Annotated in this window: 20 protein-coding genes, 2 tRNA genes and 1 riboswitch; of the genes, 14 read left to right on the forward strand and 8 right to left on the reverse strand. The window is 62.0% G+C overall.

Annotated features, from left to right (window positions below; translation table 11 throughout):
* The first annotated feature begins 5 nt into the window (after positions 1–5).
* From hisI to G473_RS0119190, 8 genes are all read left to right on the forward strand, one after another.
* Positions 6–434, forward strand: a complete 429-nt coding sequence (hisI, locus tag G473_RS0119155) for a phosphoribosyl-AMP cyclohydrolase (RefSeq protein WP_029014428.1) — start codon at positions 6–8, stop codon at positions 432–434.
* Positions 435–542: 108 nt separating this feature from the next.
* Positions 543–914: a hypothetical protein gene (locus G473_RS0119160; RefSeq protein WP_029014429.1), complete on the forward strand. Its 372-nt coding sequence runs from the start codon at positions 543–545 to the stop codon at positions 912–914.
* Positions 915–1,028: 114 nt separating this feature from the next.
* Positions 1,029–1,937, forward strand: coding sequence for a DMT family transporter (locus tag G473_RS27875; protein ID WP_035708348.1), 909 nt, complete (start codon positions 1,029–1,031; stop codon positions 1,935–1,937).
* 85 nt (positions 1,938–2,022) lie between these two features.
* A tRNA-Pro gene (locus tag G473_RS0119170) sits at positions 2,023–2,099 on the forward strand.
* 36 nt (positions 2,100–2,135) lie between these two features.
* Positions 2,136–2,441, forward strand: a complete 306-nt coding sequence (locus G473_RS0119175) for an ETC complex I subunit (RefSeq protein WP_029014430.1) — start codon at positions 2,136–2,138, stop codon at positions 2,439–2,441.
* A 34-nt stretch (positions 2,442–2,475) separates the two neighbouring features.
* Positions 2,476–2,552: transfer RNA gene (locus G473_RS0119180), tRNA-Arg, on the forward strand.
* A 598-nt stretch (positions 2,553–3,150) separates the two neighbouring features.
* Positions 3,151–5,022, forward strand: a complete 1,872-nt coding sequence (locus G473_RS0119185; RefSeq protein ID WP_029014431.1) for a flagellin N-terminal helical domain-containing protein — start codon at positions 3,151–3,153, stop codon at positions 5,020–5,022.
* A 173-nt stretch (positions 5,023–5,195) separates the two neighbouring features.
* On the forward strand, positions 5,196–5,441 hold the full coding sequence (locus G473_RS0119190) for a DUF6460 domain-containing protein (protein WP_029014432.1): 246 nt from the start codon (positions 5,196–5,198) through the stop codon (positions 5,439–5,441).
* A gap of 22 nt (positions 5,442–5,463) precedes the next feature.
* Here G473_RS0119190 and G473_RS0119195 read toward each other — a convergent pair whose 3' ends face one another.
* From G473_RS0119195 to G473_RS0119205, 3 genes are all read right to left on the reverse strand, one after another.
* Entirely contained in the window at positions 5,464–6,015 is a 552-nt protein-coding gene (locus G473_RS0119195; RefSeq protein WP_154667487.1) for a hypothetical protein, read from the reverse strand.
* A 163-nt stretch (positions 6,016–6,178) separates the two neighbouring features.
* Positions 6,179–6,688: a DUF192 domain-containing protein gene (locus G473_RS27880; protein WP_035708356.1), complete on the reverse strand. Its 510-nt coding sequence runs from the start codon at positions 6,686–6,688 to the stop codon at positions 6,179–6,181.
* A gap of 40 nt (positions 6,689–6,728) precedes the next feature.
* Entirely contained in the window at positions 6,729–7,892 is a 1,164-nt protein-coding gene (locus G473_RS0119205; protein WP_051330486.1) for an acetoin utilization protein AcuC, read from the reverse strand.
* 101 nt (positions 7,893–7,993) lie between these two features.
* A riboswitch (TPP riboswitch) is annotated at positions 7,994–8,099 on the forward strand.
* Here G473_RS0119205 and G473_RS0119210 point away from each other — a divergent pair.
* From G473_RS0119210 to G473_RS0119225, 4 genes are all read left to right on the forward strand, one after another.
* Complete coding sequence (locus G473_RS0119210) at positions 8,092–8,850, forward strand: ABC transporter ATP-binding protein (RefSeq protein WP_029014435.1); 759 nt, start codon at positions 8,092–8,094, stop codon at positions 8,848–8,850. Its footprint overlaps the riboswitch before it by 8 nt.
* Positions 8,847–9,605: an ABC transporter permease gene (locus G473_RS0119215; protein WP_029014436.1), complete on the forward strand. Its 759-nt coding sequence runs from the start codon at positions 8,847–8,849 to the stop codon at positions 9,603–9,605. Before G473_RS0119210 ends, G473_RS0119215 begins: the two co-directional genes overlap by 4 nt.
* 1 nt (position 9,606) lies before the next feature.
* Positions 9,607–10,557, forward strand: coding sequence for an ABC transporter substrate-binding protein (locus G473_RS0119220; protein WP_035708359.1), 951 nt, complete (start codon positions 9,607–9,609; stop codon positions 10,555–10,557).
* A gap of 10 nt (positions 10,558–10,567) precedes the next feature.
* Positions 10,568–11,488: a 2-hydroxyacid dehydrogenase gene (locus G473_RS0119225; RefSeq protein WP_029014438.1), complete on the forward strand. Its 921-nt coding sequence runs from the start codon at positions 10,568–10,570 to the stop codon at positions 11,486–11,488.
* A gap of 45 nt (positions 11,489–11,533) precedes the next feature.
* On the opposite strand, the gene G473_RS0119230 is transcribed toward G473_RS0119225, so the two are convergent.
* Complete coding sequence (locus G473_RS0119230; RefSeq protein WP_084438370.1) at positions 11,534–13,645, reverse strand: methyl-accepting chemotaxis protein; 2,112 nt, start codon at positions 13,643–13,645, stop codon at positions 11,534–11,536.
* Positions 13,646–13,992: 347 nt separating this feature from the next.
* Between G473_RS0119230 and aat the strand changes: the two genes are divergently transcribed.
* On the forward strand, positions 13,993–14,661 hold the full coding sequence (gene aat / locus G473_RS0119235) for a leucyl/phenylalanyl-tRNA--protein transferase (RefSeq protein ID WP_029014440.1): 669 nt from the start codon (positions 13,993–13,995) through the stop codon (positions 14,659–14,661).
* On the opposite strand, the gene G473_RS31040 is transcribed toward aat, so the two are convergent.
* The 4 genes from G473_RS31040 to G473_RS27890 form a co-directional block, all read right to left on the reverse strand.
* Entirely contained in the window at positions 14,592–15,116 is a 525-nt protein-coding gene (locus G473_RS31040) for a DUF2155 domain-containing protein (RefSeq protein ID WP_245580180.1), read from the reverse strand. The two genes, aat and G473_RS31040, sit on opposite strands and share 70 nt — an antisense overlap.
* A gap of 124 nt (positions 15,117–15,240) precedes the next feature.
* A complete protein-coding gene (gene mlaD, locus G473_RS0119240) occupies positions 15,241–15,780 on the reverse strand; it encodes an outer membrane lipid asymmetry maintenance protein MlaD (RefSeq protein ID WP_029014441.1) in 540 nt (179 codons plus the stop codon).
* A gap of 90 nt (positions 15,781–15,870) precedes the next feature.
* A complete protein-coding gene (locus G473_RS0119245) occupies positions 15,871–16,260 on the reverse strand; it encodes an NADH:ubiquinone oxidoreductase subunit NDUFA12 (protein WP_029014442.1) in 390 nt (129 codons plus the stop codon).
* Between the two features lie 155 nt (positions 16,261–16,415).
* Positions 16,416–17,432, reverse strand: coding sequence for a lysylphosphatidylglycerol synthase domain-containing protein (locus G473_RS27890; RefSeq protein ID WP_051330487.1), 1,017 nt, complete (start codon positions 17,430–17,432; stop codon positions 16,416–16,418).
* A gap of 483 nt (positions 17,433–17,915) precedes the next feature.
* Here G473_RS27890 and G473_RS0119260 point away from each other — a divergent pair, with 483 nt between their 5' ends.
* A complete protein-coding gene (locus G473_RS0119260; protein WP_029014444.1) occupies positions 17,916–21,689 on the forward strand; it encodes a vitamin B12-dependent ribonucleotide reductase in 3,774 nt (1,257 codons plus the stop codon).
* Positions 21,690–21,709: the final 20 nt, after the last annotated feature.

The following is a 21,709-nucleotide window of genomic DNA, read 5'->3' on the forward strand; positions in this document are numbered from 1 at the left end:
TTCCCATGACCTATCCCCTGCCCGACAGCGTGATCGATGCTGTGATTGAGGCCACCCGCTTCACCGATGACGGGCTGGTGCCAGCCATCGCCCAGCAGCATGATAGCGGCGAAATCCTGATGATGGCCTGGATGAACCGGGACACGATCCGGGAAACACTGCGCAGCGGCCGGGCCTGCTACTGGTCGCGGTCGCGTCAGTCCTTCTGGCGCAAGGGTGACAGTTCCGGTCAGGTGCAGAATCTTGTGGAACTGCGGGTGGATTGCGACGGCGACACCCTGTTGCTGCTGGTGGATCAGTTGGGTGTTGCCTGCCACACCGGCCGGCGATCCTGCTTCTATCGCGCCGCCCGCCCGGACGGGCTGACGGTTACCGCGCCGGTGCTGATGTCACCCGATGCGCTTTACGGCACCAAGGGCGGAAGCAGCTTTTAGAGACGGTGCAAGAGGATAGGGTCAGGGCAAGCGGCCAACGGGAACTGGCGGGCCGCTTGCCGTAAAGGTTAATCTCAAGACTGTATCGGATTGCCTCAGGCCTGCATCATGAAGGAATTGCGCTGCATCCTGTTCACCAACCGGGAGGCGTTGATCGCCATCCTGGAGCGGCGGCGTAAAGTGAACGACCCTCTCCCCGTGAGTGCCATTAGCGGCTTTCGCCTGGAAAGGCTGGAGAACAGCGTCAAAGCCACCATCCTGGCCGATCAGGGCCGGGAGGTTTTGACCATCCCGGAGGCCGAGCTGCAGGCGGCATTGCTCGCCCATTGCATGGCGCGGAACGTGCCGCTGCCGGTCGATGCGGATAAGAGCGTCCATCTCATAAGGGGACGCGCCACCTTGATTATCACGATGAATTTCAACAAGGCCGCCCGCCTTGTCACTATGGCCGCTTCAGAGGAAGAGGTTGCGCGCCATTGAGACGGCGTCAGGGAATGCGGCAGCCGGGAATAATGTCTCCCGCACAACAAACCCATTGGTGACGACAGGGCGCAGGCCTATAGGCTGCGGCAGAACGGCCCTTCGGACGCCATCATGCCCGTCAATATCCTGCTTTTCTTCACCGTCACCCTGATCTGGGGATCGACCTGGTACGCCATCACCTTCCAGTTGGGTGCTGTCGATCCCTCTGTCTCCATCGGCTATCGCTTCCTTCTTGCCGGCAGTTTGCTGCTGGCATGGCAGATGCTGCGCCGTCAGCCGGTGATGCCCAGGCCGGGCGGCTGGAAGCTGATTCTGGGATCGGGCATTCTCACCTTCTCCATCAATTATCTACTGGTCTATCAGGCAACGATGGTGTTGCCCTCCGGACTGGTTGCGGTTGCCGGCTCGGCGCTCAGCCTGATGAATGTGCTGAATGCCCGCCTGTTCCTGAAACAGCCATTGCGCCCGGCGGTGGTGATTGGCGGATTGATGGGCTTTACCGGAGTGCTGTTGCTTTTCACCCCGGAAATAGATGGCGGGGTGCTGGCCAGCGGCGCCCTGATCGGGCTGGGTTTGATGATGGCGTCCAATTACAGCGCCTCTCTGGGCAATATCGTCGTCTCCAAGGCCCGGCGCAGTGGCATGCCGCTGATCGCCACGACGGGGTGGAGCATGCTGGCGGGCGCTGCCTTGATGCTGGCCCAGGCCGGACTACGGGGGGCCAGCTTCCAGGTCGATCCCACGCCAGCATATCTCCTGTCGCTGCTCTATCTCGCCCTGCTCGGCTCCATCGCTGCTTTCCTTTCCTATTTCTATCTGCTGGGGCGTATCGGCCCGGACCGGGCAGGATATGTGGCCATCATGACGCCAGTGGTGGCGCTTGTTGTCTCCACCCTGTTCGAGGATTACCAATGGACCCTGGCGGGGGTGTTGGGACTGGTAATGGCCCTTGCCGGCAATCTGCTGGTCATGGCGCCGGTGGGCTGGCGGCCCGGCTGGATGCGTCGCCAGACGGCCTGAAAAGGCAGCTATTCACAACAGCTTGTATTTTAATGCGTGGAACGCTTGCCCCCAGCCTAGCGCTGGTGTATTCCCACCGGCGGCACGGAGCGTAGCGCAGCCTGGTAGCGCGGCTGGTTTGGGTCCAGCAGGCCGGAGGTTCGAATCCTCTCGCTCCGACCATTCTTTTTCTGTCGATTGCCAAGCGATGGTGCAGCCATGAAGGTCCGGATTTACCAGCCCGCAAAGACGACGATGCAGTCTGGCCGCGCCAAGACCGGCGCCTGGATTCTGGAATATGAATTGGCAACCGCCCGCCGTCCCGAACCGCTGATGGGCTGGACCAGCTCCGGCGACACGCTGAACCAGGTGCGCATGTCTTTCCCCACCAAGGAAGAAGCCCTGGCTTTCGTCGCGAAGAAGGGCTGGGATGCCGATGTGGCGGAACTGCATGAGCGCCGGGTGATTCCGAAGAACTACGCGGATAATTTCCGCACCGACCGGCCGCGCATCGGCCGGTTCTGATCCAGGCGACACAGCGTCGATCCATAGGGTCAGTGGCCCCTTAGCTCAGTTGGATAGAGCAACCGCCTTCTAAGCGGTAGGTCGCTGGTTCAAATCCAGCAGGGGTCGCCACCAATTTCGAAAAAGGCCAGGAGCATTTGCCCTGGCCTTTTTCTTTTGCCGCCTTATGGCGGCCCCCTCCCCCCGTCTCTTCCTTCTGAGGGGAAACGGCCTGTAGATGGCCATCTGCCAGGGCTTTTTCGCGCCGGCACCCCTCATTGTTTCCCTATCAAACCTGGGCAGGAAATGCCGAGCTAGGCAAAAATGGCCCGGTCCATCATGGCGATGCCGGCCGCCCCTTGCCGCCCATGATGCGGGCCCTTCGCTACAAAAGTTGGCGGATTTCCTGGAATTCATAACCTTTCGATCAGTTGGCACGCTTCCTGCTTACCTTGTCAGCGAACCCATCGTGTCCACCCGCATAACGAGGAAGCGAACTCTGGACTGAAAGGCGTCGAGCGGAAAGCGGAGCAGGATCAGCCTACGGGCGCATGCCCATGCAAGCCTGATACCGCGATCAGCACGACGGACTGCCGATACGCAACCGAAACTGCCGGTTCTGCTTCGCACCCGGCGTCTTCCTGGAAGGGTATCGCGTCCTCTGTCCTGCGGATGTCCACGAGATCGACGGGGCCTAAACGGCTCCATTCGGCTCAAAAGGAGATGAAAAATGTCGACGAATGATATCCAACTGACCGCTGGTATGCGCAACAACCTGCTGCTGCTCCAGAAGACGAACAAGCAGGTCGAAACCATCCAGACCCGTCTGGCCACGGGCAACAAGGTCAACAGTGCGCTGGATGGCCCCGCCAACTTCTTCGCCGCCAAGGGCCTCAGCACCCGTGCTGGCGACTTGAGCAAGCTCAAGGAGAGCATGGGTCAGTCGATCAGCACCATCCAGGCTGGCGACAAGGGCATCACCGCCATCTCTGACCTGATCGAGCAGGCCAAGGGTATCACCACGTCGGCATTGGGCAATCTGGCCAACACGCCGGAAGCCATTGCTTCCCGTAAGGCCTTGGCTGAACAGTTCAACCGCCTGAAGGACCAGATCGACAAGATTGCCCGTGACAGCGGCTATGCCGGTAAGAACCTGCTGGTTGGTAATGGCAAGACGCTGGACAGCACGTCGGAAAGCCGTCAGGCCGTCAACTCCATTACCGGCCTGTCCAGCAGCCGCGTGACAAACGTCGTCAGCACTGACACCTACTCCGTCAAGGTGACCGGTACGGGCGAACTCAGCGGCGACCTTGAAGATATCGCGAAGGCCGAACAGGAACGCGGTCTGTCCTCGCTGAAGATTTCCGGCACCCTGTCCAGCACTGCTGGTAACTTCTCCGACGTCACCATCGAAATGCGCGGCAATGTCGGCCGTGAGCGCACCGTGGTGGTGTCTGAAGGGTCGGAAAGCCGGACGATCAAGTTCTTCGACAATACGCAGAGTGCTACCGCCAGCCTGCAGACGGCCGGCACCTCCACCGTGGCACAGGTCTCCCAGATCAAGATCAGCGGCGCGATTGAAGAAGGCGACACCTTCACCGCCACGGTGAATGGTCAATCCTTCACCTACAAGGCGACAGCAGCAGACCTGTTTGACCCCGGTACGGGCGCCGATCTGGATGCCAGCACCCGTCAGGCCAATGTTGCCGACAAGCTGCGTGACCTGGTGTTTGCCGGCCTGGATACCGCCAAGTTCACCGTGGGTGCCACAGCAGCCAATGGCTTCACGGTCAGCGCTGCCGCCGGTTTGTCCGGTACGGCCAACAGCTTCACTGTCAGCGCCACCACGGGCAATGCGGCACAGAAGGCGATTTCGGTTACCTTCTCCTCCGGCACGGTCGTGAGCTTCAAAGTGGAGGCCGATGCGCTGGCCAAGTTGGAAAATTCGGCCAACAAGATCTCCACGATCGAAAAGAACGTCGATCTGGAAGTGTCGGCCACCAACCTGAACGGTGTCACGGTCACCCGCTCCGGCATGAACAGCCGCGGTAACGCCAAGCTGTCGGAAGGTGAGAATTCGCTGAACTTCTCCAGCGGCACGGTGCGGTTCGATGTGGATGCCAGCACGCTGATGCAGTCAGCCGCCCTGCAGTCCACCCAGAACCTCAGCACGGTACAGCGTACCGACGCCAACACCGAAAACGACCTGCAGGTGCAGCTCAACGAAGCCAACACCTCCAACATCTCGGTCTTGTCCGTCAACGTTCAAACCGATGGCCAGGGTCTGCGTATCGACTATGCCCAGAACAACTTCCTGGACCGGTCCGATATCGAACGCGCCGTCGATAGCCTGAATTACGCAACCACCACGCTGCGCTCCGCTTCGCAGGGCCTGTCCACCAACCTGAACATCATCCAGACCCGCGAAAGCTTCACGGATGAGTTCTCCAACGTGTTGACGGAAGGCTCCAACAAGCTGATCCAGGCCGACCAGAACGAGGAAGGTGCAAACCTGCTGCTGTTGCAGACCCGTCAGCAGCTCGGCACCATCTCCCTCTCGCTGGCCAACCAGGCCCAGCAGGCGATCCTGCGGTTGTTCTAAGTATCCTGAGCGCCCCTCAGCGCTCCCAAGCCCAAGGGTGGCGGCCGCAAGGTCGCCACCCTTTCTTTTTGCATCTCGATCCGATATGCAAAAAACAACACAACACGCCCTATCCAGCCGGCTTAGCCGGAGGCGAGATTGCGTCTTGTACCCGCATCGGGTACAGCCGGATTATGAGACTGCTGATTAACGTCCTGATCTGGTCGCTGCTTGTGGGCCTGCTGCTGGCATGGCTGCGGGTCAGCCCTGTTGAGCTGCTGGAAGCGACTGCCGATTTTCTGGCTGGTGTGCCCGCGTTTCTGGCCGACCTGTTCGGGTGGGCTTGGCCCTATATCGTAACGGGCGCGGTGATCGTAGTGCCGATCACGGTACTGATGCTGATCTTACGGCTCTTCAGCAAAAGGCGGCAACGCCCCTAAGCCCGTGGCACCGACCGTATTTTTAAATATCCAGATCGATCTGGTGGCTGTCAGCCGCTGTTCCCATCAAAGTGTGAAGATATGTTGCGATCTTCACAGCGCTGTCAGTGTGAAGCGACAGAAGGTGCCGCAGTTGATGGGCCAGTTCCTGCGCTTCTGTCCGTTCCTTTTGCACTTCAACTGGTTCACCGGTCTTGGCGTCGCTGGATGGCGGGGCCACAATGGCCAGCGTCTCTTCCAGATCAGGGGGAAGAATGACCGGTTGCAGTAACGAAGGCACCGCACCGGCAGAAGCAGCCGGAGGGGACGGGGTGCTTGGTGGGGTTCCGTCCGGTGGCTCTGCCTGTTGCCCTCCATCTGTCGGATCGGCAGGCACCACTGGCCAATGGGTGGCATAGCGGTCCAGATTACGCCGGATGCGCTGCTTTTGGGAACCGGTGATACCGGGGATGGTTTCCACCTCTTCCATCACCAGATCCAGCAGACGCTGGCGCAATGTACGCGCTTCACGCCCACGCCGGCCCTGGTCTGGATCGCCCCGTTTCCAGGCGCCGATCGCCGATGCGGCAGACACAGACTTATCCTTCGCCGGCGGGGACACCGGCATGGGAAGGCGCTGGATCGGGGGTGTGTATAAAACCATTCCCGATTCTATCATGGATTCCGCAGGAGGAAACCGCCCGTTAACGCCGAATTAACCCACCTGATCCCCGCATTTGCGCAAGGCGGGTCCTGGATCAGTTTGGCCGACGTTGGCCAAAGGCGGGATGCAGCAGCCGGTCACCCGGCCGGATGCCCAGCTTTGCGGCCAGCCCGCCATTGATTTCCAGCACAGCCAGGGCCGGGCGGGATGAGGGTAATGGCGTGACGTTACGCGGCTTGCCATGCTGGATATTGATCACCTCGCCGCTGGCATCAATGAAGATAATGTCCAAGGGGATAAGCGTATTCATCATCCAGAAGCTGAGCGGCTGTTCCTGGCCATAGAGAAACAACATCCCGTGATCATCGGCCATCTGCTCACGGAACATCAATCCCTGGGCCTGTTGGCGCAGGGTCAATGCCAGTTCCACCTCGAACCTGTGTTGTGCGCCGGATGCCGTTTCCACCACCAGCGTGTCGCGGTTAAGGCCCGTCTGCGGCTTGCCCTCCTCCTGCGCCTGGGCGGCGGGCATGATGGGGGCAAACATCATGGCGGGAACAGCCAGCAGGCTGACCAGGGCAAGGCGGCGGAACAACGCGGTCATTGACGATTTCCCGAAAGGATAGGCGCGGATTTCAGCTTTATCATAAATCGCCGATGCTGACGGCGATGTGCTGGACAGCCTCCCGCACCTCGGCCCGGATGTCGCCCTCGCGCGGGTCGTCTGCCAGCCGGTCGAACCAACGGGATGGCGGGTTGCGCCCTTCCCGCCGGTCCCATGTCAGCCCGCGCAGCACCTCCGATGCCGCCGGGCTGAGGGGTACTGTCGGATCAAGCCCGTTCAGCACCGCCCAGATACCGGCCCAGGCACGACCGACCGACCAGGGATTATAGCCGCCGCCGCCCACCACGAATGTGCGTGGGGCCAGCCCCACCAGATCCTTGACCGCCTGCCACAGGGCGCGGTTGGACAGGGAAAGCAGGGACAGCGGATCATCGGCCAGCGCATCGGCCCCGGTCTGGATCATCATGGCCTGGGGACGGAAGGCGCAGGCCAGCGGCACAATCGCATCCTCCACCACATGGCGGAACTCTGTATCGTTCAACCCGCGCGGCATCGGCAGATTGCGCGCGTGCCCGCCAGCACGGTCCGTCAGGATGCCGGTATAGGGCCAGCGCCCCGCCTCATGCACGGAAACCGTCAGCACCCGTTCATCATCATGGAATGCGTCCTGAACCCCATCGCCATGATGGGCATCCAGATCGATATAAAGAACCCGGTCCAGCCCCTGATCCAGCAGCGCCAGAATGCCCAGCACCGGGGCGTTGAAGAAGCAGAAGCCGCTGGCCCGTGCCGGCCGGGCATGGTGGGTGCCGCTGGCCGGGCTATAAACAATGCCGCCATCGCGGATCAGTTCTGCCCCCAGAATGGCGGCACCGGCGGCAATGGCCGGCCGGCGATACATTTCCGGGAAAACCGGATTCTCCAGCTTGCCCAGCCCATAAAGCTGGGCCGTGGCCACATCCACCCGCTGATCCCGCTCCGCCTGGGCGACGGCGGCGATATAGGCCCGGTCATGGAAGCGGGCCAGTTGTTCAGCGCTGGCGATGGGGCTTTCAATGTAGGCGCTTTCATCCAGCCATCCCATGGCCCGTACAAGATCCGTGGCAACGGAAACACGGGGAATCGAAAGCGGATGTTTTTTTCCATAACTGGAATGGCGATAGATCTCCCCACCCAGATAAAGCGGGCGCGCCGTGGCGCTGATCGGGGAGGAAACCGGATGGGGGATGGCGCTGTCTGGCATGATGGCCCATGCTATGCCGCAGCGCGGTAAGCGGCAAGGGGTTGCAACGACGGGCAAAGCCATCCCTCTTGCCGCACCCACGGGGCTTTGCCATAACCATATTCCTCACTGGGGGGAGCCGATGGGCGGCTGAGAGGTTCCGTGACGGAACGACCCCTGGAACCTGATCCGGTTGATACCGGCGTAGGGACAGTGACCCATGAGCGTTGATGGTGCCGCCGCACCTTCCCTTCATATCCATGATGCCAGCCTGACCCTGGGCGGACGCCCGCTGTTCAGCGGACTGGAACTGGCTGTGCCGGCGGGCCGCTTCACCGCCCTGCTGGGGCCCAGCGGCGTGGGCAAGACCAGCCTGTTGCGGCTGGTGGCCGGGCTGCTCACCCCAGAGGGAGAAAGCCCGGTGACGGTCGGGGACGGGCAGCCTGTCGCTGGCCGTATCGCCTGGATGGGACAGCAGGATCTGCTGCTCCCCTGGGCCAGCGCGCTGGACAATGTGATGCTGGGCCTGCGCCTGCGGGGTCAGCAACATGATGATCCGGCCAAGGCCCGCGCACTGGCCTTGCTGGAACAGGTGGGGCTGGCGGACAGGGTCAGTGCGCGACCCGCCGCCCTGTCCGGCGGCCAAAGGCAGCGTGTAGCGCTGGCCCGCACCTTGTTCGAGGACAGGCCCATCGTTTTGATGGACGAACCCTTCTCTGCCCTGGATGCCGTGACAAGGCTGCGCCTGGGCGATATGGCGTCCCGGCTGCTGGCGGGTCGCACGGTGATGATGGTGACCCATGATCCGATGGAAGCTTTAAGGCTGGCCGATCAGGTGCTGGTCATGTCCGGCAGCCCCGCCTGCCTGACACCGCCGATCCTGCCACCCGGCCCTGCCCCGCGCCCACCGGATGGCGAGGCATTGTTGCGCCTGCAGGGCGCACTGCTGACCGAACTGGCCGCCGGGGCACCGCCATGAACCGGTTTGTGCGCGGCCTTATCACCTTTGCCGGGCTGGTGCTGGCCTGGGACCTGTTGGTACGCCTGGGGGAATTGCCGCATTATATCCTGCCGGGGCCTGATCGGGTCGCCCTTCGGCTTTGGTCCGATCATGCCCTCTTGGCCCATCATGCGGGCCTGACCCTGGTGGAAATTGTGCTGGGCCTGGTGCTTGGCACGCTGCTGGGCTCCCTGGCGGCGCTGGTGCTGGCGGCATCGCGTGCCGCCCGGCGGTGGCTGCTGCCCGTGCTGCTGGTCAGCCAGGCTGTGCCTGTATTTGCCATCGCGCCGCTGCTGGTGCTGTGGCTGGGATATGGCATGGCGTCCAAGATCGCCATGGCAACCCTGATCATCTTCTTCCCCGTGGCGGCCACTTTTCATGACGGGCTGCGCCGGACGGAGCCGGGCTGGCTTGATCTGGCACAAACCATGGGGGCCAGCCGCTGGCGGACCCTGTGGCATCTGCGTGTGCCCGCCGCCCTGCCCGCCTTTGGCGCTGGTTTGCGGGTGGCGGCCGCCGTCGCCCCCATCGGGGCGGTGGTGGGTGAATGGGTGGGGGCTTCCGCCGGGCTGGGCTATCTGATGCTGCATGCCACGGCGCGGGTGCAAACCGATCTGACCTTTGCCGCCCTGCTGCTGCTGGCACTGATGGCGGTCTGTCTTTGGCTGCTGGTTGATGCGGGGCTGCGCCGCGCCCTGCCCTGGCTGCCCGATACCCATTTGAAGGAGGAATGAGATGAAGATGCGCCAATGGCTGGGCACAGCCGCTCTTGCCGCCGTAATCAGCCTGTCCGGCCTGCCGGCGCAGGCCGCTGACAAGGTAACCGTGCTGCTGGACTGGTTCGTCAACCCAGACCATGGCCCGCTCTATGTGGCGCAGGAACTGGGCTATTTCCGCGATGCCGGGCTGGAGGTGGAGATGATCGCCCCGGCTGATCCCAACGACCCGCCGCGTCTGGTTGCCGCCGGGCGCGGGGATATCGCCGTTTCATACCAGCCGCAGCTTCATCTGCAGGTGGATGCCGGCTTGCCGGTCGCCCGCATCGGCACCCTGGTCGCCACGCCGCTGAACACGGTGATCGTGCTGAAGGATGGGCCGATCAAGTCCCTGAAAGACCTCAAGGGCCGCAAGATCGGTTATTCCGTCGGCGGGTTCGAAGAGGCTTTGCTGGGCGGCATGCTGGAAAAGCATGGGCTCAGCCTGAAGGACGTCACGCTGGTGAATGTCAATTTTGCCCTATCCCCGGCCCTGTTTGCCGGGCGGGTAGATGCCATTGTCGGCGGCTTCCGCAATTTCGAGCTGAACCAGATGGCAATTGAAGGCAAGCCGGGCCTGGCTTTCTTCCCCGAGGAGGAGGGAGTACCTGCCTATGATGAACTGATCTTCATCGCCGCCAAGGATAAGGTGAACGATCCGCGCCTGGGCCGTTTCCTGGACGCCGTGGAACGGGGCACCGCCTATCTGATCAACCATCCCGACGATGCCTGGTCCCTGTTTATCAAGGGGCGGCCCGATCTGGACAATGCGTTGAACAAGCGCGCCTGGGCCGACAGCATCGCCCGCTTCGCCCACAGCCCCCGTGCATTGGACCGCAACCGCTATCAGCGTTTTGCCCAGTTCCTCCAGCAACAGGGCCTGATCAAGCAGGTGCCCGATGTGGCCACCTATGCGGTCGAGGTGAAGTGAGGAAAAGCCGGTGACCGCGAAGCCTGTCATCATCGCCCATACGCCCCTTTCCCCCTGGCTGCGTCGGGGGCTGGAACAAAGCTACGATTTGTGCGACGCCGGGGCGGAAATGGCCAGGGACGCGACCGTCCTGGTTACCAATGGCGCGGTGGGGGTGGACAATGCCACCCTCTCCCGCCTGCCTGCCCTGCGTCTGATCGCCATCCATGGGGTGGGGTATGAGAAGGTGGATGTCGAATTCGCGCAGGCGCGCGGCATCGCCGTCACCATAACGCCCGATGTGCTGACGGATGATGTCGCCGACATGGCCGTGGCGCTGACGCTGGCGACGGCGCGAAACATTGCCCGTAATGACCGGATGGTGCGTGCCGGCGGCTGGCAGGCCGGCAACCGTGTTCCCCTGGGTCGCCGCGTCAGCGGTGCGCGGATCGGTATTGTCGGGCTGGGCCGCATCGGCCACGCCATCGCGCAGCGGCTCGGCGCCTTCAACTGCCCCATCGCCTATCACAACCGGCGCGAAGTGCCCGACAGCCCCTATCATTATCATCCCCGCCTTATCGATCTGGCGCGGGACAGCGACGTTCTGATCAATGTCGCTGCTGGCGGGCTGGCATCCGCAAAGCTGATCAATGGCGCCATCTTGAACGCCCTGGGGTCTGAAGGGATTTTCGTGAATGTCGGGCGGGGGGCCACGGTGGATGAGGATGCCTTGATAGAAGCCCTGCGCACGGGAGCCATTGCTGGCGCCGGGCTGGATGTATACGCGGACGAACCGAACGTGCCCGCCGCCCTGATCGCCATGGATCAGGTGACGCTTCAACCCCACCAGGGCAGCGCCACCCTCCAGACCCGGATGGCGATGGCTGATCTGGTCCTGGCCAATATCGCCGCCCATTTTGCAGGGAAGCCCCTGCCCACACCGGTGAAATAGGCTGGTTCCGGCTGATGCGGGTGACCTGAACCAGCCTTCTTTCTGTCAGGTCGCCTGCTTCAGGATCACCCCCAGGCGGCTGCGCAAGGCCTGCATTTCCTGCGTCACCTGGCTGGCCTTGCGGCCCAGATCATCGGCCAGCGTCCGGGTTTCGCTGGCATCCGCGGCAACAGACTGGATACGGTCGGACACCTCAATCGTACCACCAGCAGCACTGGTCGCGCTCTGGCTGATGCTCTCTGTGGCGCTGCCCTGTTCGGTAACCGATGCGGTAATGGTGCCCGCGATTTCATCAATCCGGGCAATGACATCATGAAGCTGATGAATGTCGGCAATCACCCGATCCGTGGCCCGCTGCACCGCGCTGATCTGGGAACTGATCTCCTCCGTTGCCTGGCCGGTCTGGGTGGAGAGGTTTTTCACCTCTGCGGCCACGACGGCGAAACCACGCCCGGCCTCGCCGGCACGCGCCGCCTCAATCGTGGCATTCAGCGCCAGCAGGTTGGTTTGCCCCGAGATATCGCCGATCAATTGCGCCGCCTGACCAATATTCTGCGCCGCATCGGCAAGCTGGCTGATGATCGTCCGGGTTTGCGCGCCACGGGCCACAGCGGCATGCACCATGTCAGCCACTTCCGACACCTGGCGGCCGATCTCGCGGGAAGAAGCGGCAAGCTGCTCCGTCGCCGCCGCCACCGTCTGCACATTGCTGGTGGCATCTTGCGCCGCGCCGGCCACACCATGCGACTGTTCACCCGTGCGCTGAGCGGCTGAGGTCATACGGCCGGCCAGATCGGTGATACCGGCTGCCTGGGTCAGCACGGCCTCGACACGGGTGGTTACCTCCTGCTCCAGGGCATCGGCCAGCCCGCCCAGCTTACTGGCGAATTCCTGCTTATGGGCCCGCTCGCGCTCCTGCTCTTCCACTTTCAGCCGGTCCATCTCCTCCGCATTGACGCGGAACACGTCGATGGCACGGGCCATATCGCCAATTTCATCCCGCCGGCCTGTACCGGGGATGAAGGTCAGCCGCTCGCCACGGGCCAGCGTTTCCATTGCCTGTTCGATCTGTGCCAATGGACCGGTGATGGACCGGACCAGCATCAAGGACAGGATGCAGAACAGGGAAACCAGAACGCCGCCAACGATCAGGGTGATGCGCTGGGTCTGGGTTCGGATGCGGCCTTCTGCCGTACGGGCCTCCTCCAAACCCGTGCGGGTATAAGCGAACAACTCGTCGATCAGCGGAGTGGTCTCGGCAAAGACCTTGGTGAAGGCGGCAACAGCCTGGGTCTGTTTGGCCGTGGCGTCGCCAAGGGCCGCCATATCCTGACGATATTGCCGCGACAGCGCATCCAGGGCCGTCTTCGTCTCCCCATCAAGCTGCGATTCCGGGATGAAGAAGGAGAATTCATTATAGGCCTTGCGGTGCTGGCCCAGATATTTGTCCTCCCCCGTCAACAGGAAGGATTTCTCGGCGTTACGCATCTCCGCCATGCCGATGAACAGGGGCGCCGCCATGGCCGCAGGCCATTTCTTCAATTCCGCTTCCGCTGCGGTCACAGATTTGAACATCTGGCCGCGCAATCCGTCCTCGTCGGTAAAGCCAACGGCCCTGGTTGCTGTCGACACATTCTCAAAAGCAGCGGCCAATTGGGTCAGCCGGTCACTGATGGCCTGGACCGTTTCCACCTTTGCCGCTGCGGCGGGATGCGAGAGCAGCGCCTCGGCTGTCCGTTCCACCTCTGCCAGATTGGCGCGGAACGCCTCCCCTTCTGCTGGCGCGCGATCACGCAGAAAACGGGTGGCGTGGAGTTGCAGGGCCGATGTCCGGCGATTGAGATCCGCCGCCATTTCGGAAAAGGCTGACAAACCGCTCATGGATTGCGACGCATCTTCCCGCCGCACATCCCCCAGCAGGAAAAGGCCGGCCGTCATGAAAACGGTGATCAGGGCCGCCCCCACCAGCAGCCCGATACGGGTGACGATGGAAAATTTTGCCAGCCACCCGCCATCCCCATGCGGCTGATCATTACCATCATCGCCCTTCAACAACCGGGCGAGCCATCCTGGCGCCCGCCATCCCACGTTACGCGCGCCGCCATTCAATAGGTCCGTGCCCGGTATTACATCAACGGGCATCGTCGCGTCGGTCATGTGCCGTCTTCCCAGTTGCTAACAGGGGCCTATACAAAATGCATAGAAGACGGCATCTCTGAAATTTACGTCTCACTTTGATGAATGTTTCGTGAAACGCAAATACCCCTCGCTCTTATTGACAAATCGTATCAATAACTTGGGGATATACACCCCTTTGACCACATGGCTGTATCGCCCTGTTGCAGGATGAAAATACCCCCATACCGTAGCAGTGCATGCGGCCAAGGACGGCGGGATTAGGCATCTGGCAGCAAAGTGAAGAAGGTTGCCTGCTTGAACATTTGCCCAAAGGCCGGGAATTGCTATCGTCAACTACGGATCATCCGCCGCAACGATTGGGAATCATGCCCCTGTTAACGCCGGACCTGCTGTTGCGTGCCTATGCCAATGGGGTTTTTCCCATGGCCGAGAGCGCTGAATCAGAAGAATTGATGTGGTTCGATCCCCCACATCGAGGAGTGCTGCCGCTCGACAGGTTCCATGTTCCCCGCCGGTTGCGCAAAACGCTGCGGCATTTTCCATTCGATGTCCGCGTCGACAGCGATTTTCATCAAACAATGGAACGGTGTGCCGCCGCCACGCCAAACCGCCCCAGCACCTGGATCAATAGCGAGATCGTGGAGGCTTATTGCCAGCTCTATGAACTGGGATTCGCCCATAGTGTGGAATGCTGGACGGGTCAGGGGGCCGACAGCACCATGGTTGGCGGGTTATATGGCGTGTCGCTGGGCGGCGCCTTTTTCGGGGAAAGCATGTTCTCCACCATCACAGATGCCAGCAAGGTAGCGCTGGTCCATCTGGTGGCCCGCCTGATGCGTAACGGCTTCACCCTTCTGGACACGCAGTTTATCACCACGCATCTGGCCCAGTTCGGCGCAATGGAAATTCCCCGTCACCGATACCGGGCGCAACTGGCTAAGGCCATTGCGCTGGAACCGGATTTTCAAGGCGGGGAAGAGGATGAGCGGGCATTGGTGACTGCCTTTTTACAGTCCTTGACCCAGATATCATAGACCGGGTGTTCCATCGCCGACAAAGCCGGGCTGGAAGCAAACATCCAGCCCACAAAGACGGGAACCGGGGCCGCCCCTTCCGAGGTCGGATTCTCGACAACATCCAGAAAGGCTGCGGATTCAGGGGTATCGATTGGCGGCGCCTTCCGGCATGCCTTCACATGGATGGCAAGCTGGCCGAAACTCGCCGTTTCCCCCACCTTCACTTCAAAAGTGGACGTACGGGCCGTGACCTTGTCCAGCCCCTGAAGGACCACGACAGGCATCGCGTCGAATGTACGATCAGGCGGCGGCGGCGGGGCCGGGCGCTGAACAACGCCGCTGCGCACCGGGTCTTCCACCGCTGGCACGCCCAATTCTGCCTGGGCGTGTGCGCCAGCAACCCCGATCAGGATTGATGCCGGCAAAATGACGGATGCCAGAAACAGGCGATGCAGGGGCGGCATTGCACGCATGGAAATCAACCCCGTCTGAAAATCTGTAAACCCATCAAAGGAATAAGGGGAAGATGATGGCCGCCATATGGCGCCGGTCATCTTCCCCCATTATCGCCCCAGCAGCGCAGGGACACCTTACCGATCACTGACCGCCCAGCAGCCCGCCACCATTGGCGGGAGGGGCCTCACCGGAGGCCGGCGGGGACGCCGCCTGACCGCCACCATTGCCACCCTGCCCACCACCGGAAGAGCTGAAAATGAAGCGGCCCAGCAGCTCCTCCAGATTGACGGCGGACTGGGTATATTCAATCACGTCGCCTTCCTTCAGCTTGTCTTCCTCGCCACCCGGCTCAAGCTGCAGGTAGCGCCCGCCCAGCAGGCTCTCGCTGGCGATCGAAGCCGAGGTATCACGCGGAAGCTGGATATTGCGGTCGATTTCCATCCGCACCACAGCCTGGAAGGTCTGCTTGTCCAGGAACTGCTCCGTCACCGTGCCGACCTTGACGCCGCTGATGCGGACATCGGAACCGGCAGACAGGCCACCCGTGCTGCTGAACCGCGCTTCCAGCTTGTAGCCGCTGACCGGGCGTACAGAGCTGCTGGTATAGGCGAAGAACAGGAAAAACCCGGCCACAACCAGCACAACCGCACCCAGCACGGTTTCAATCACGTTCCTGCGCATGGACAGAACCACTCCCGATGTGAACCCTTAAAACAACGATGGCGGCGTGCGAGCGACGCCGCCATGCGATGTAACGCTAAATGGTGCCGATCAGTTCGGCGTCCAGGCCTCATAATCGCCGGTAGCCTTGTCACGCTTGCCACCTTCGAACAAATGGCCCGGCGGACGATAGGCTTCCAGCGTCCCTGTCGGGTTCGGCTGGTGTTCCTTGATCCAGGGCTTATGGAAAGCCGATTGCTCCGGCAGCGGCTCCGCCATGGTGTAATGCAGCCAGCCGTGCCATTCCGGCGGCACATTGGTTGCCTCCGGCTCGCCGTTATAGATCACCCAGCGGCGGGCTTTCAGGCCTTTGCGGGCCTTCTTCTCCTGATAATATTTGTTGCCCTGCTTATCCGTACCGACCAGCTGGCCAGCCCGGGCAGTGAAGATATTGATCTGGATATTGGCCATCCAAGTGACCAGGGAGATGCTTTTTCTCATGATGGTCCGATCAGGACTGAAGGAACGGTACCCCCGGTGGGGAGGCAGGCAACGCGGCGACTATGGCACCGCAATATCTTAAAATCCACCCTCGCGCGCGGGTCAAGCCGGCCATGGCGGTAATTCCGGCCTTGCCGAAATTGCAGCCGGCCCCATCAGTCCGGCGGGCCGGCTTTCCCGGCCGGTGGTTCGTGCCCGCGCAACCTGTCCGCGGCACGGCCGATGCGCCCCGTATGGTGCCGGATCTCCCAAATGGCGATGGCAATGCCGGCCAGCAGCAGCGGCAGGATATAATAGATGAAACGATAGGCGAGCATGGCCCCCAGCAACGCCTCTGTCGACACCTTGTCCGACAAGCCAAGGATGATGATGGTTTCGAACACGCCGATCCCACCGGGCACATGGCTGAAGATCGCCACGACCAGGGCAGCACAGTAGATGCCCAAAAAAGCAGTGAAGCTGATGGGATGATCGACTGGCATCAAGGACCAGAGGACGCCCGCCGCCAGCATGATCTCGACCGATCCGATCGTTATCTGCGAGACGACACCCAGCGGCGACGGCAACTGGATCGACCAGCGCCAAATCCGCACAGGGCGCCGCGTCACGCCGGTGACGATGCAAACCGCAAGCAGGATCAGCAAGGTCAACACGGCCAGACCCTGGACCAGCCAGAGCGGCGCGTTCAGCATATCGGCTACCGGCTCCGGCCCCACCAGCACCCCGACGGCGCCGGTAAAGCTGACGCCAAGCGTGAAGGTGGTGGTGGAAAAGACCACCACACGGGCAACATCGGCGGGCGTCAGCCCCACCGCCCCGTAGGTGCGCAAGCGCACACCAGCACCGCTGATCACAGCCCAGCCGATATTGTTGGAAAATGCATAGCCGCAGGAGGCCGCAAAAGCCGTCGTGCGATAAGGCACCTTCTTTTTCAGATAGATAAGGGCTGACACATCATAGAGGGTCAATACCCAGTATCCCAGCGCCGTAATGGCAACCGCTTTCAGCAAGCTGGTGTAAGGGAGCGCCTTTAAATAGGCCCATACATGCTCGAACTCGACTTCCGACAGAACATGCCGGAGAGCAACCACGAGAAGGATTGCCATGAACAGCGCCGTGGCGATGCCCAGCCATTTTTTCCGCCTGCTGGCGGCTTTATCTTTCTCGGACATGGTCGCTCGGGAGAGATCGGGAAGCTCTGTCATTCACAATAGTTCGACAACGCTGCGGAAGCCGGATCGGACCACAAGCCCGCCCTAGCGCGCGCACCCTGCCACTGATCCAGTGCAATGGAAACCCCCTGTCCGAATAGGGTACGGGGCCAACCCAATCGTGATATGATCTGAGCCTCCATTTTCTGCACCAACGCCTGGAACGACTCATTCATCGCAGCCGGGATGGCGGAATCCAGCCATTTCCACACCATGGCAAAGGCTGCTAACAGAATCGCGTCAACCACAATAAGCAGTACCCGGCGCCGAACCGACAACAAAATATGGGTTGATGACCGGCGCTTCGTGGCCTAGCCTTCGTCCCGTCGCCATATATTGTCCAACAGGCACCCGCTATCGGCTTCTTGTGTCGGGCGGGATTGGTTTTGTGTGCCCCATCAAGGCGGCCCAGACCTTGCCACCGACAGGAGAAGGGCCGGTTCCATGCGTATCGAACGCCGTTTCACTAAAGAGGGCCAGGACGCTTACGCGGACATTCCCTTCCGAACGGCGACGAGCGAGATTCGCAATCCCGATGGCTCTGTCGTCTTCCAGGCCAAGGATATCGAGGTACCGGCGGAATGGAGCCAGGTTGCCTGCGATATCCTGGCGCAGAAATATTTCCGGCGGGCCGGCGTGCCTAAGGCCTTGAAGGCAGTGGAAGAACATGACGTTCCTCCCTTCCTGTGGCGCCACAGCGCTGACGAGACGCAGCTTTCCGCCCTGCCTGAGACGGAACGCCGCGCCGGCGAAACCTCCGCCCGACAGGTTTTCGACCGGCTGGCCGGCACCTGGGCCTATTGGGGGTGGAAAGGCGGCTATTTCGACGCCGAATCGGATGCTGCCGCCTTCTATGACGAAATGCGCTTCATGCTGGCCCGCCAGATGGCGGCACCCAACAGCCCGCAATGGTTCAATACCGGCCTGCACTGGGCCTATGGCATCGACGGCCCCAGCCAAGGCCATTTCTATGTCGATCCGAAAACCGGTGCGCTGGTGGCGTCCAACAGCGCCTATGAACATCCCCAGCCCCATGCCTGCTTCATCCAGTCCGTCGCCGACGATCTGGTGAATGAGGGCGGGATCATGGACCTGTGGGTGCGTGAGGCCCGGCTGTTCAAATATGGTTCCGGCAGCGGAACCAACTTCTCCCGCCTGCGCGGCGAAAGTGAGAAGCTGGCTGGCGGCGGTAAATCGTCGGGCTTGATGAGCTTCCTGAAGATCGGCGACCGCGCGGCGGGCGCCATCAAATCCGGCGGCACCACCCGCCGGGCCGCCAAGATGGTGACGGTCGATCTCGATCACCCGGATATTGAGGCCTATATCGACTGGAAGGTGGTGGAGGAGCAGAAGGTTGCCAGCCTCGTCACCGGTTCCAAACAGGTGTCACGCCACCTGAACATCATCATGGCCGCCTGCAATGAAGGGATTGGACCGGATGCAGAACGGTTGGATCCGACGCAGAACCGGGCCCTGAAGCGGGCCATCATCGCCGCAAGGCGCGATCTGGTGCCGGAAAACTACATCCAGCGCGCCATCCAGATGGCCGGCCAGGGCTTCACCAGCTTTGATATGAAGAGCTTCGATACGGATTGGGATTCGGAGGCGTATCTCACCGTTTCGGGCCAGAATTCCAATAATTCCGTGCGCGTGCCCGATGCCTTCCTGAACGCGGTGGAGAATGACGGCCCCTGGAACCTGATCCGCCGCACCGATGGCAAGGTGGCCAAGACGCTGCGCGCCCGCGACCTGTGGGACAAGATCGGGCTGGCCTCCTGGCAATCGGCTGACCCCGGCGTGCAGTTCGACACCACCATCAATGACTGGCACACCTGCCCGGCGGCGGGGCGCATCAATGCGTCCAACCCCTGCTCTGAATATATGTTCCTGGACGATACGGCCTGTAACCTGGCGTCCCTGAACCTGATGGAATTCCGCCGGCCCGACGGTCGTTTCGATATCGAAAGCTTCAGCCATGCCTGCCGGCTGTGGACGCTGGTGCTGGAAATCTCCGTCCTGATGGCGCAGTTCCCGAGCCGGGAGATCGCCCGGCTATCTTATGAATACCGCACGCTGGGCCTGGGCTTTGCCAATATCGGCGGCCTGCTGATGGCCGCCGGCCTGCCCTATGACAGCGAGGCCGGGCGGTCGCTGACCGGGGCCATCACGGCGCTGATGACGGGCGTGTCATACGCCACCTCGGCGGAGATGGCGGGGGAACTGGGCCCCTTCCCTGGCTTTGCCCCCAACCGCGACCATATGCTGCGCGTCATCCGCAACCATCGCCGTGCCGCCCATGGTGCCGCCACGGGCTATGAGGGTCTGTCGGTTTCGCCGGTGCCGCTGAAGGCCGCCGAGTGCCCCGATGCCGATCTGGTGGAGGCGGCACGCGCCGCCTGGGACCGGGCTTTGGCGCTGGGTGAAGAACATGGCTATCGCAATGCCCAAGCCACGGTGATCGCCCCCACCGGCACCATCGGGCTGGTGATGGATTGCGACACCACCGGCATCGAACCGGACTTCGCACTGGTGAAGTTCAAGAAGCTGGCCGGCGGCGGCTATTTCAAGATCATCAACCGCGTGGTGCCAGAGGCGCTGTCCCGCTTGGGATATAGCGACGAACAGATCACCCAGATCGAACGCTATGCCGTGGGCCATGGCACGCTGGTGGGTGCGCCGGGCGTCACCCATGCCCGCCTGCGCACCAAGGGCTTCACCGACACGGAGATCGAGAAGGTAGAAGGCGCCCTCGCCTCGGCCTTCGATATCAAGTTCGTCTTTAATAAATGGACCTTGGGCGTCGATTTCTGCCGCGATGTGCTGGGCGTATCGGAACAGGATCTGGATGCCTTCAGCTTCGACCTGCTGGCCCATCTGGGCTTCAGCCGGAAGGAGATTGAGGCCGCCAATGTCTATGTCTGCGGCGCCATGACCCTGGAAGGGGCGCCGGGCCTGCGCGACGAACATCTGCCGGTGTTCGATTGCGCCAGCCCCTGCGGCAAGATCGGCAAGCGCTACCTGTCGGCGGAAGCCCATATCCGCATGATGGCCGCCGCCCAGCCCTTCATTTCCGGTGCCATCTCCAAAACCATCAACATGCCCAACCAGGCCCCGGTGGAGGCCTGCAAGGAAGCCTATATGCTGTCCTGGCGGCTGGGCGTGAAAGCCAATGCGCTCTACCGCGACGGCTCCAAACTCTCCCAGCCGCTGAATGCCCAGGTGCTGGAGGAGGATGAGGAGAGCTTCGACAGCGACGAACAGACGCTGGTGGAGAAGATTGTCGAAGCCCCCGCCGCCGCCCGTGTGCCGCTGGTCGCGGAAAAAGTGGTTGAGAAGGTGATCGAAAAGGTCATCCGGATCAGCGACCGGGAAAAACTGCCCCATCGCCGCAAGGGTTATACCCAGAAGGCCATGGTGGGCGGACACAAGGTGTATCTGCGTACCGGCGAATATGAGGATGGGCGCATCGGCGAGATCTTCATCGACATGCATAAGGAAGGCGCTGCCTTTCGGTCGATGATGAACAACTTCGCCATCGCCGTGTCGCTGGGCCTGCAATATGGCGTGCCGCTGGAAGAATATGTCGAAGCCTTCACCTTCACCCGGTTCGAACCGTCGGGCATGGTGACGGGCAATGACGCCATCAAGATGTCCACCTCCATCCTGGATTATGTGTTCCGGGAACTGGCCATCTCCTATCTGGGCCGCAACGATCTGGCCCACGCCACGCCGGAGGATCTGCTGCCCGACACGATGGGTCGGGGCGATGCCCAGGCCGATCTGGCCGGCGTGCCGGAAGCCGCCAACCGGGCGCCGGAACTCCCCGACAATGCCGCGCGCATGACGCAGGAAACACTGGCTGCCGTGGCCCGCATCGCGTCGACCGGCTATGTCCGCTCCAACCTGCGCGTGGTGCCGGGTGGCCAGCAGGGCCGTATCGTCAGTGGCTTCCAGACGGCCACCACAGCTTACGCCGCCACCGGGACGGATGCGCCGACAGGCTATAGCGGTGGTTCCGTCCATGCCGACGCGCTATCCGGCACCAGCCTTCGCAGCGGCACGGTTGGCCGCGGTGATGCGCGGTTTGAACGGATAAAGGAAGCCCGCGCGCGCGGCTATGAGGGCGACCCCTGCCCCGAATGCGGCAACATGACCATGGTGCGCAACGGCACCTGCCTGAAATGCGACACCTGCGGCGGCACGACCGGGTGTAGCTAAACCCGGTCGGCGGGCTTATA

It is taken from the genome of Niveispirillum irakense DSM 11586 (assembly GCF_000429645.1).
GTDB lineage: Bacteria > Pseudomonadota > Alphaproteobacteria > Azospirillales > Azospirillaceae > Niveispirillum > Niveispirillum irakense.

Excerpts from the sequence above, each read along its gene's own strand:
- hisI (WP_029014428.1), top strand. The coding sequence starts at position 6 with ATGACCTATCCCCTGCCCGACAGCGTGATCGATGCTGTGATTGAGGCC.
- G473_RS0119160 (WP_029014429.1), top strand. The coding sequence starts at position 543 with ATGAAGGAATTGCGCTGCATCCTGTTCACCAACCGGGAGGCGTTGATC.
- G473_RS27875 (WP_035708348.1), top strand. The coding sequence starts at position 1,029 with ATGCCCGTCAATATCCTGCTTTTCTTCACCGTCACCCTGATCTGGGGA.
- G473_RS0119175 (WP_029014430.1), top strand. The coding sequence starts at position 2,136 with ATGAAGGTCCGGATTTACCAGCCCGCAAAGACGACGATGCAGTCTGGC.
- G473_RS0119185 (WP_029014431.1), top strand. The coding sequence starts at position 3,151 with ATGTCGACGAATGATATCCAACTGACCGCTGGTATGCGCAACAACCTG.
- G473_RS0119190 (WP_029014432.1), top strand. The coding sequence starts at position 5,196 with ATGAGACTGCTGATTAACGTCCTGATCTGGTCGCTGCTTGTGGGCCTG.
- G473_RS27880 (WP_035708356.1), bottom strand. The coding sequence starts at position 6,688 with ATGACCGCGTTGTTCCGCCGCCTTGCCCTGGTCAGCCTGCTGGCTGTT.
- G473_RS0119205 (WP_051330486.1), bottom strand. The coding sequence starts at position 7,892 with ATGCCAGACAGCGCCATCCCCCATCCGGTTTCCTCCCCGATCAGCGCC.
- G473_RS0119210 (WP_029014435.1), top strand. The coding sequence starts at position 8,092 with ATGAGCGTTGATGGTGCCGCCGCACCTTCCCTTCATATCCATGATGCC.
- G473_RS0119215 (WP_029014436.1), top strand. The coding sequence starts at position 8,847 with ATGAACCGGTTTGTGCGCGGCCTTATCACCTTTGCCGGGCTGGTGCTG.
- G473_RS0119220 (WP_035708359.1), top strand. The coding sequence starts at position 9,607 with ATGAAGATGCGCCAATGGCTGGGCACAGCCGCTCTTGCCGCCGTAATC.
- G473_RS0119230 (WP_084438370.1), bottom strand. The coding sequence starts at position 13,645 with ATGACCGACGCGACGATGCCCGTTGATGTAATACCGGGCACGGACCTA.
- aat (WP_029014440.1), top strand. The coding sequence starts at position 13,993 with ATGCCCCTGTTAACGCCGGACCTGCTGTTGCGTGCCTATGCCAATGGG.
- G473_RS31040 (WP_245580180.1), bottom strand. The coding sequence starts at position 15,116 with ATGCGTGCAATGCCGCCCCTGCATCGCCTGTTTCTGGCATCCGTCATT.
- mlaD (WP_029014441.1), bottom strand. The coding sequence starts at position 15,780 with ATGCGCAGGAACGTGATTGAAACCGTGCTGGGTGCGGTTGTGCTGGTT.
- G473_RS0119245 (WP_029014442.1), bottom strand. The coding sequence starts at position 16,260 with ATGAGAAAAAGCATCTCCCTGGTCACTTGGATGGCCAATATCCAGATC.
- G473_RS27890 (WP_051330487.1), bottom strand. The coding sequence starts at position 17,432 with ATGTCCGAGAAAGATAAAGCCGCCAGCAGGCGGAAAAAATGGCTGGGC.
- G473_RS0119260 (WP_029014444.1), top strand. The coding sequence starts at position 17,916 with ATGCGTATCGAACGCCGTTTCACTAAAGAGGGCCAGGACGCTTACGCG.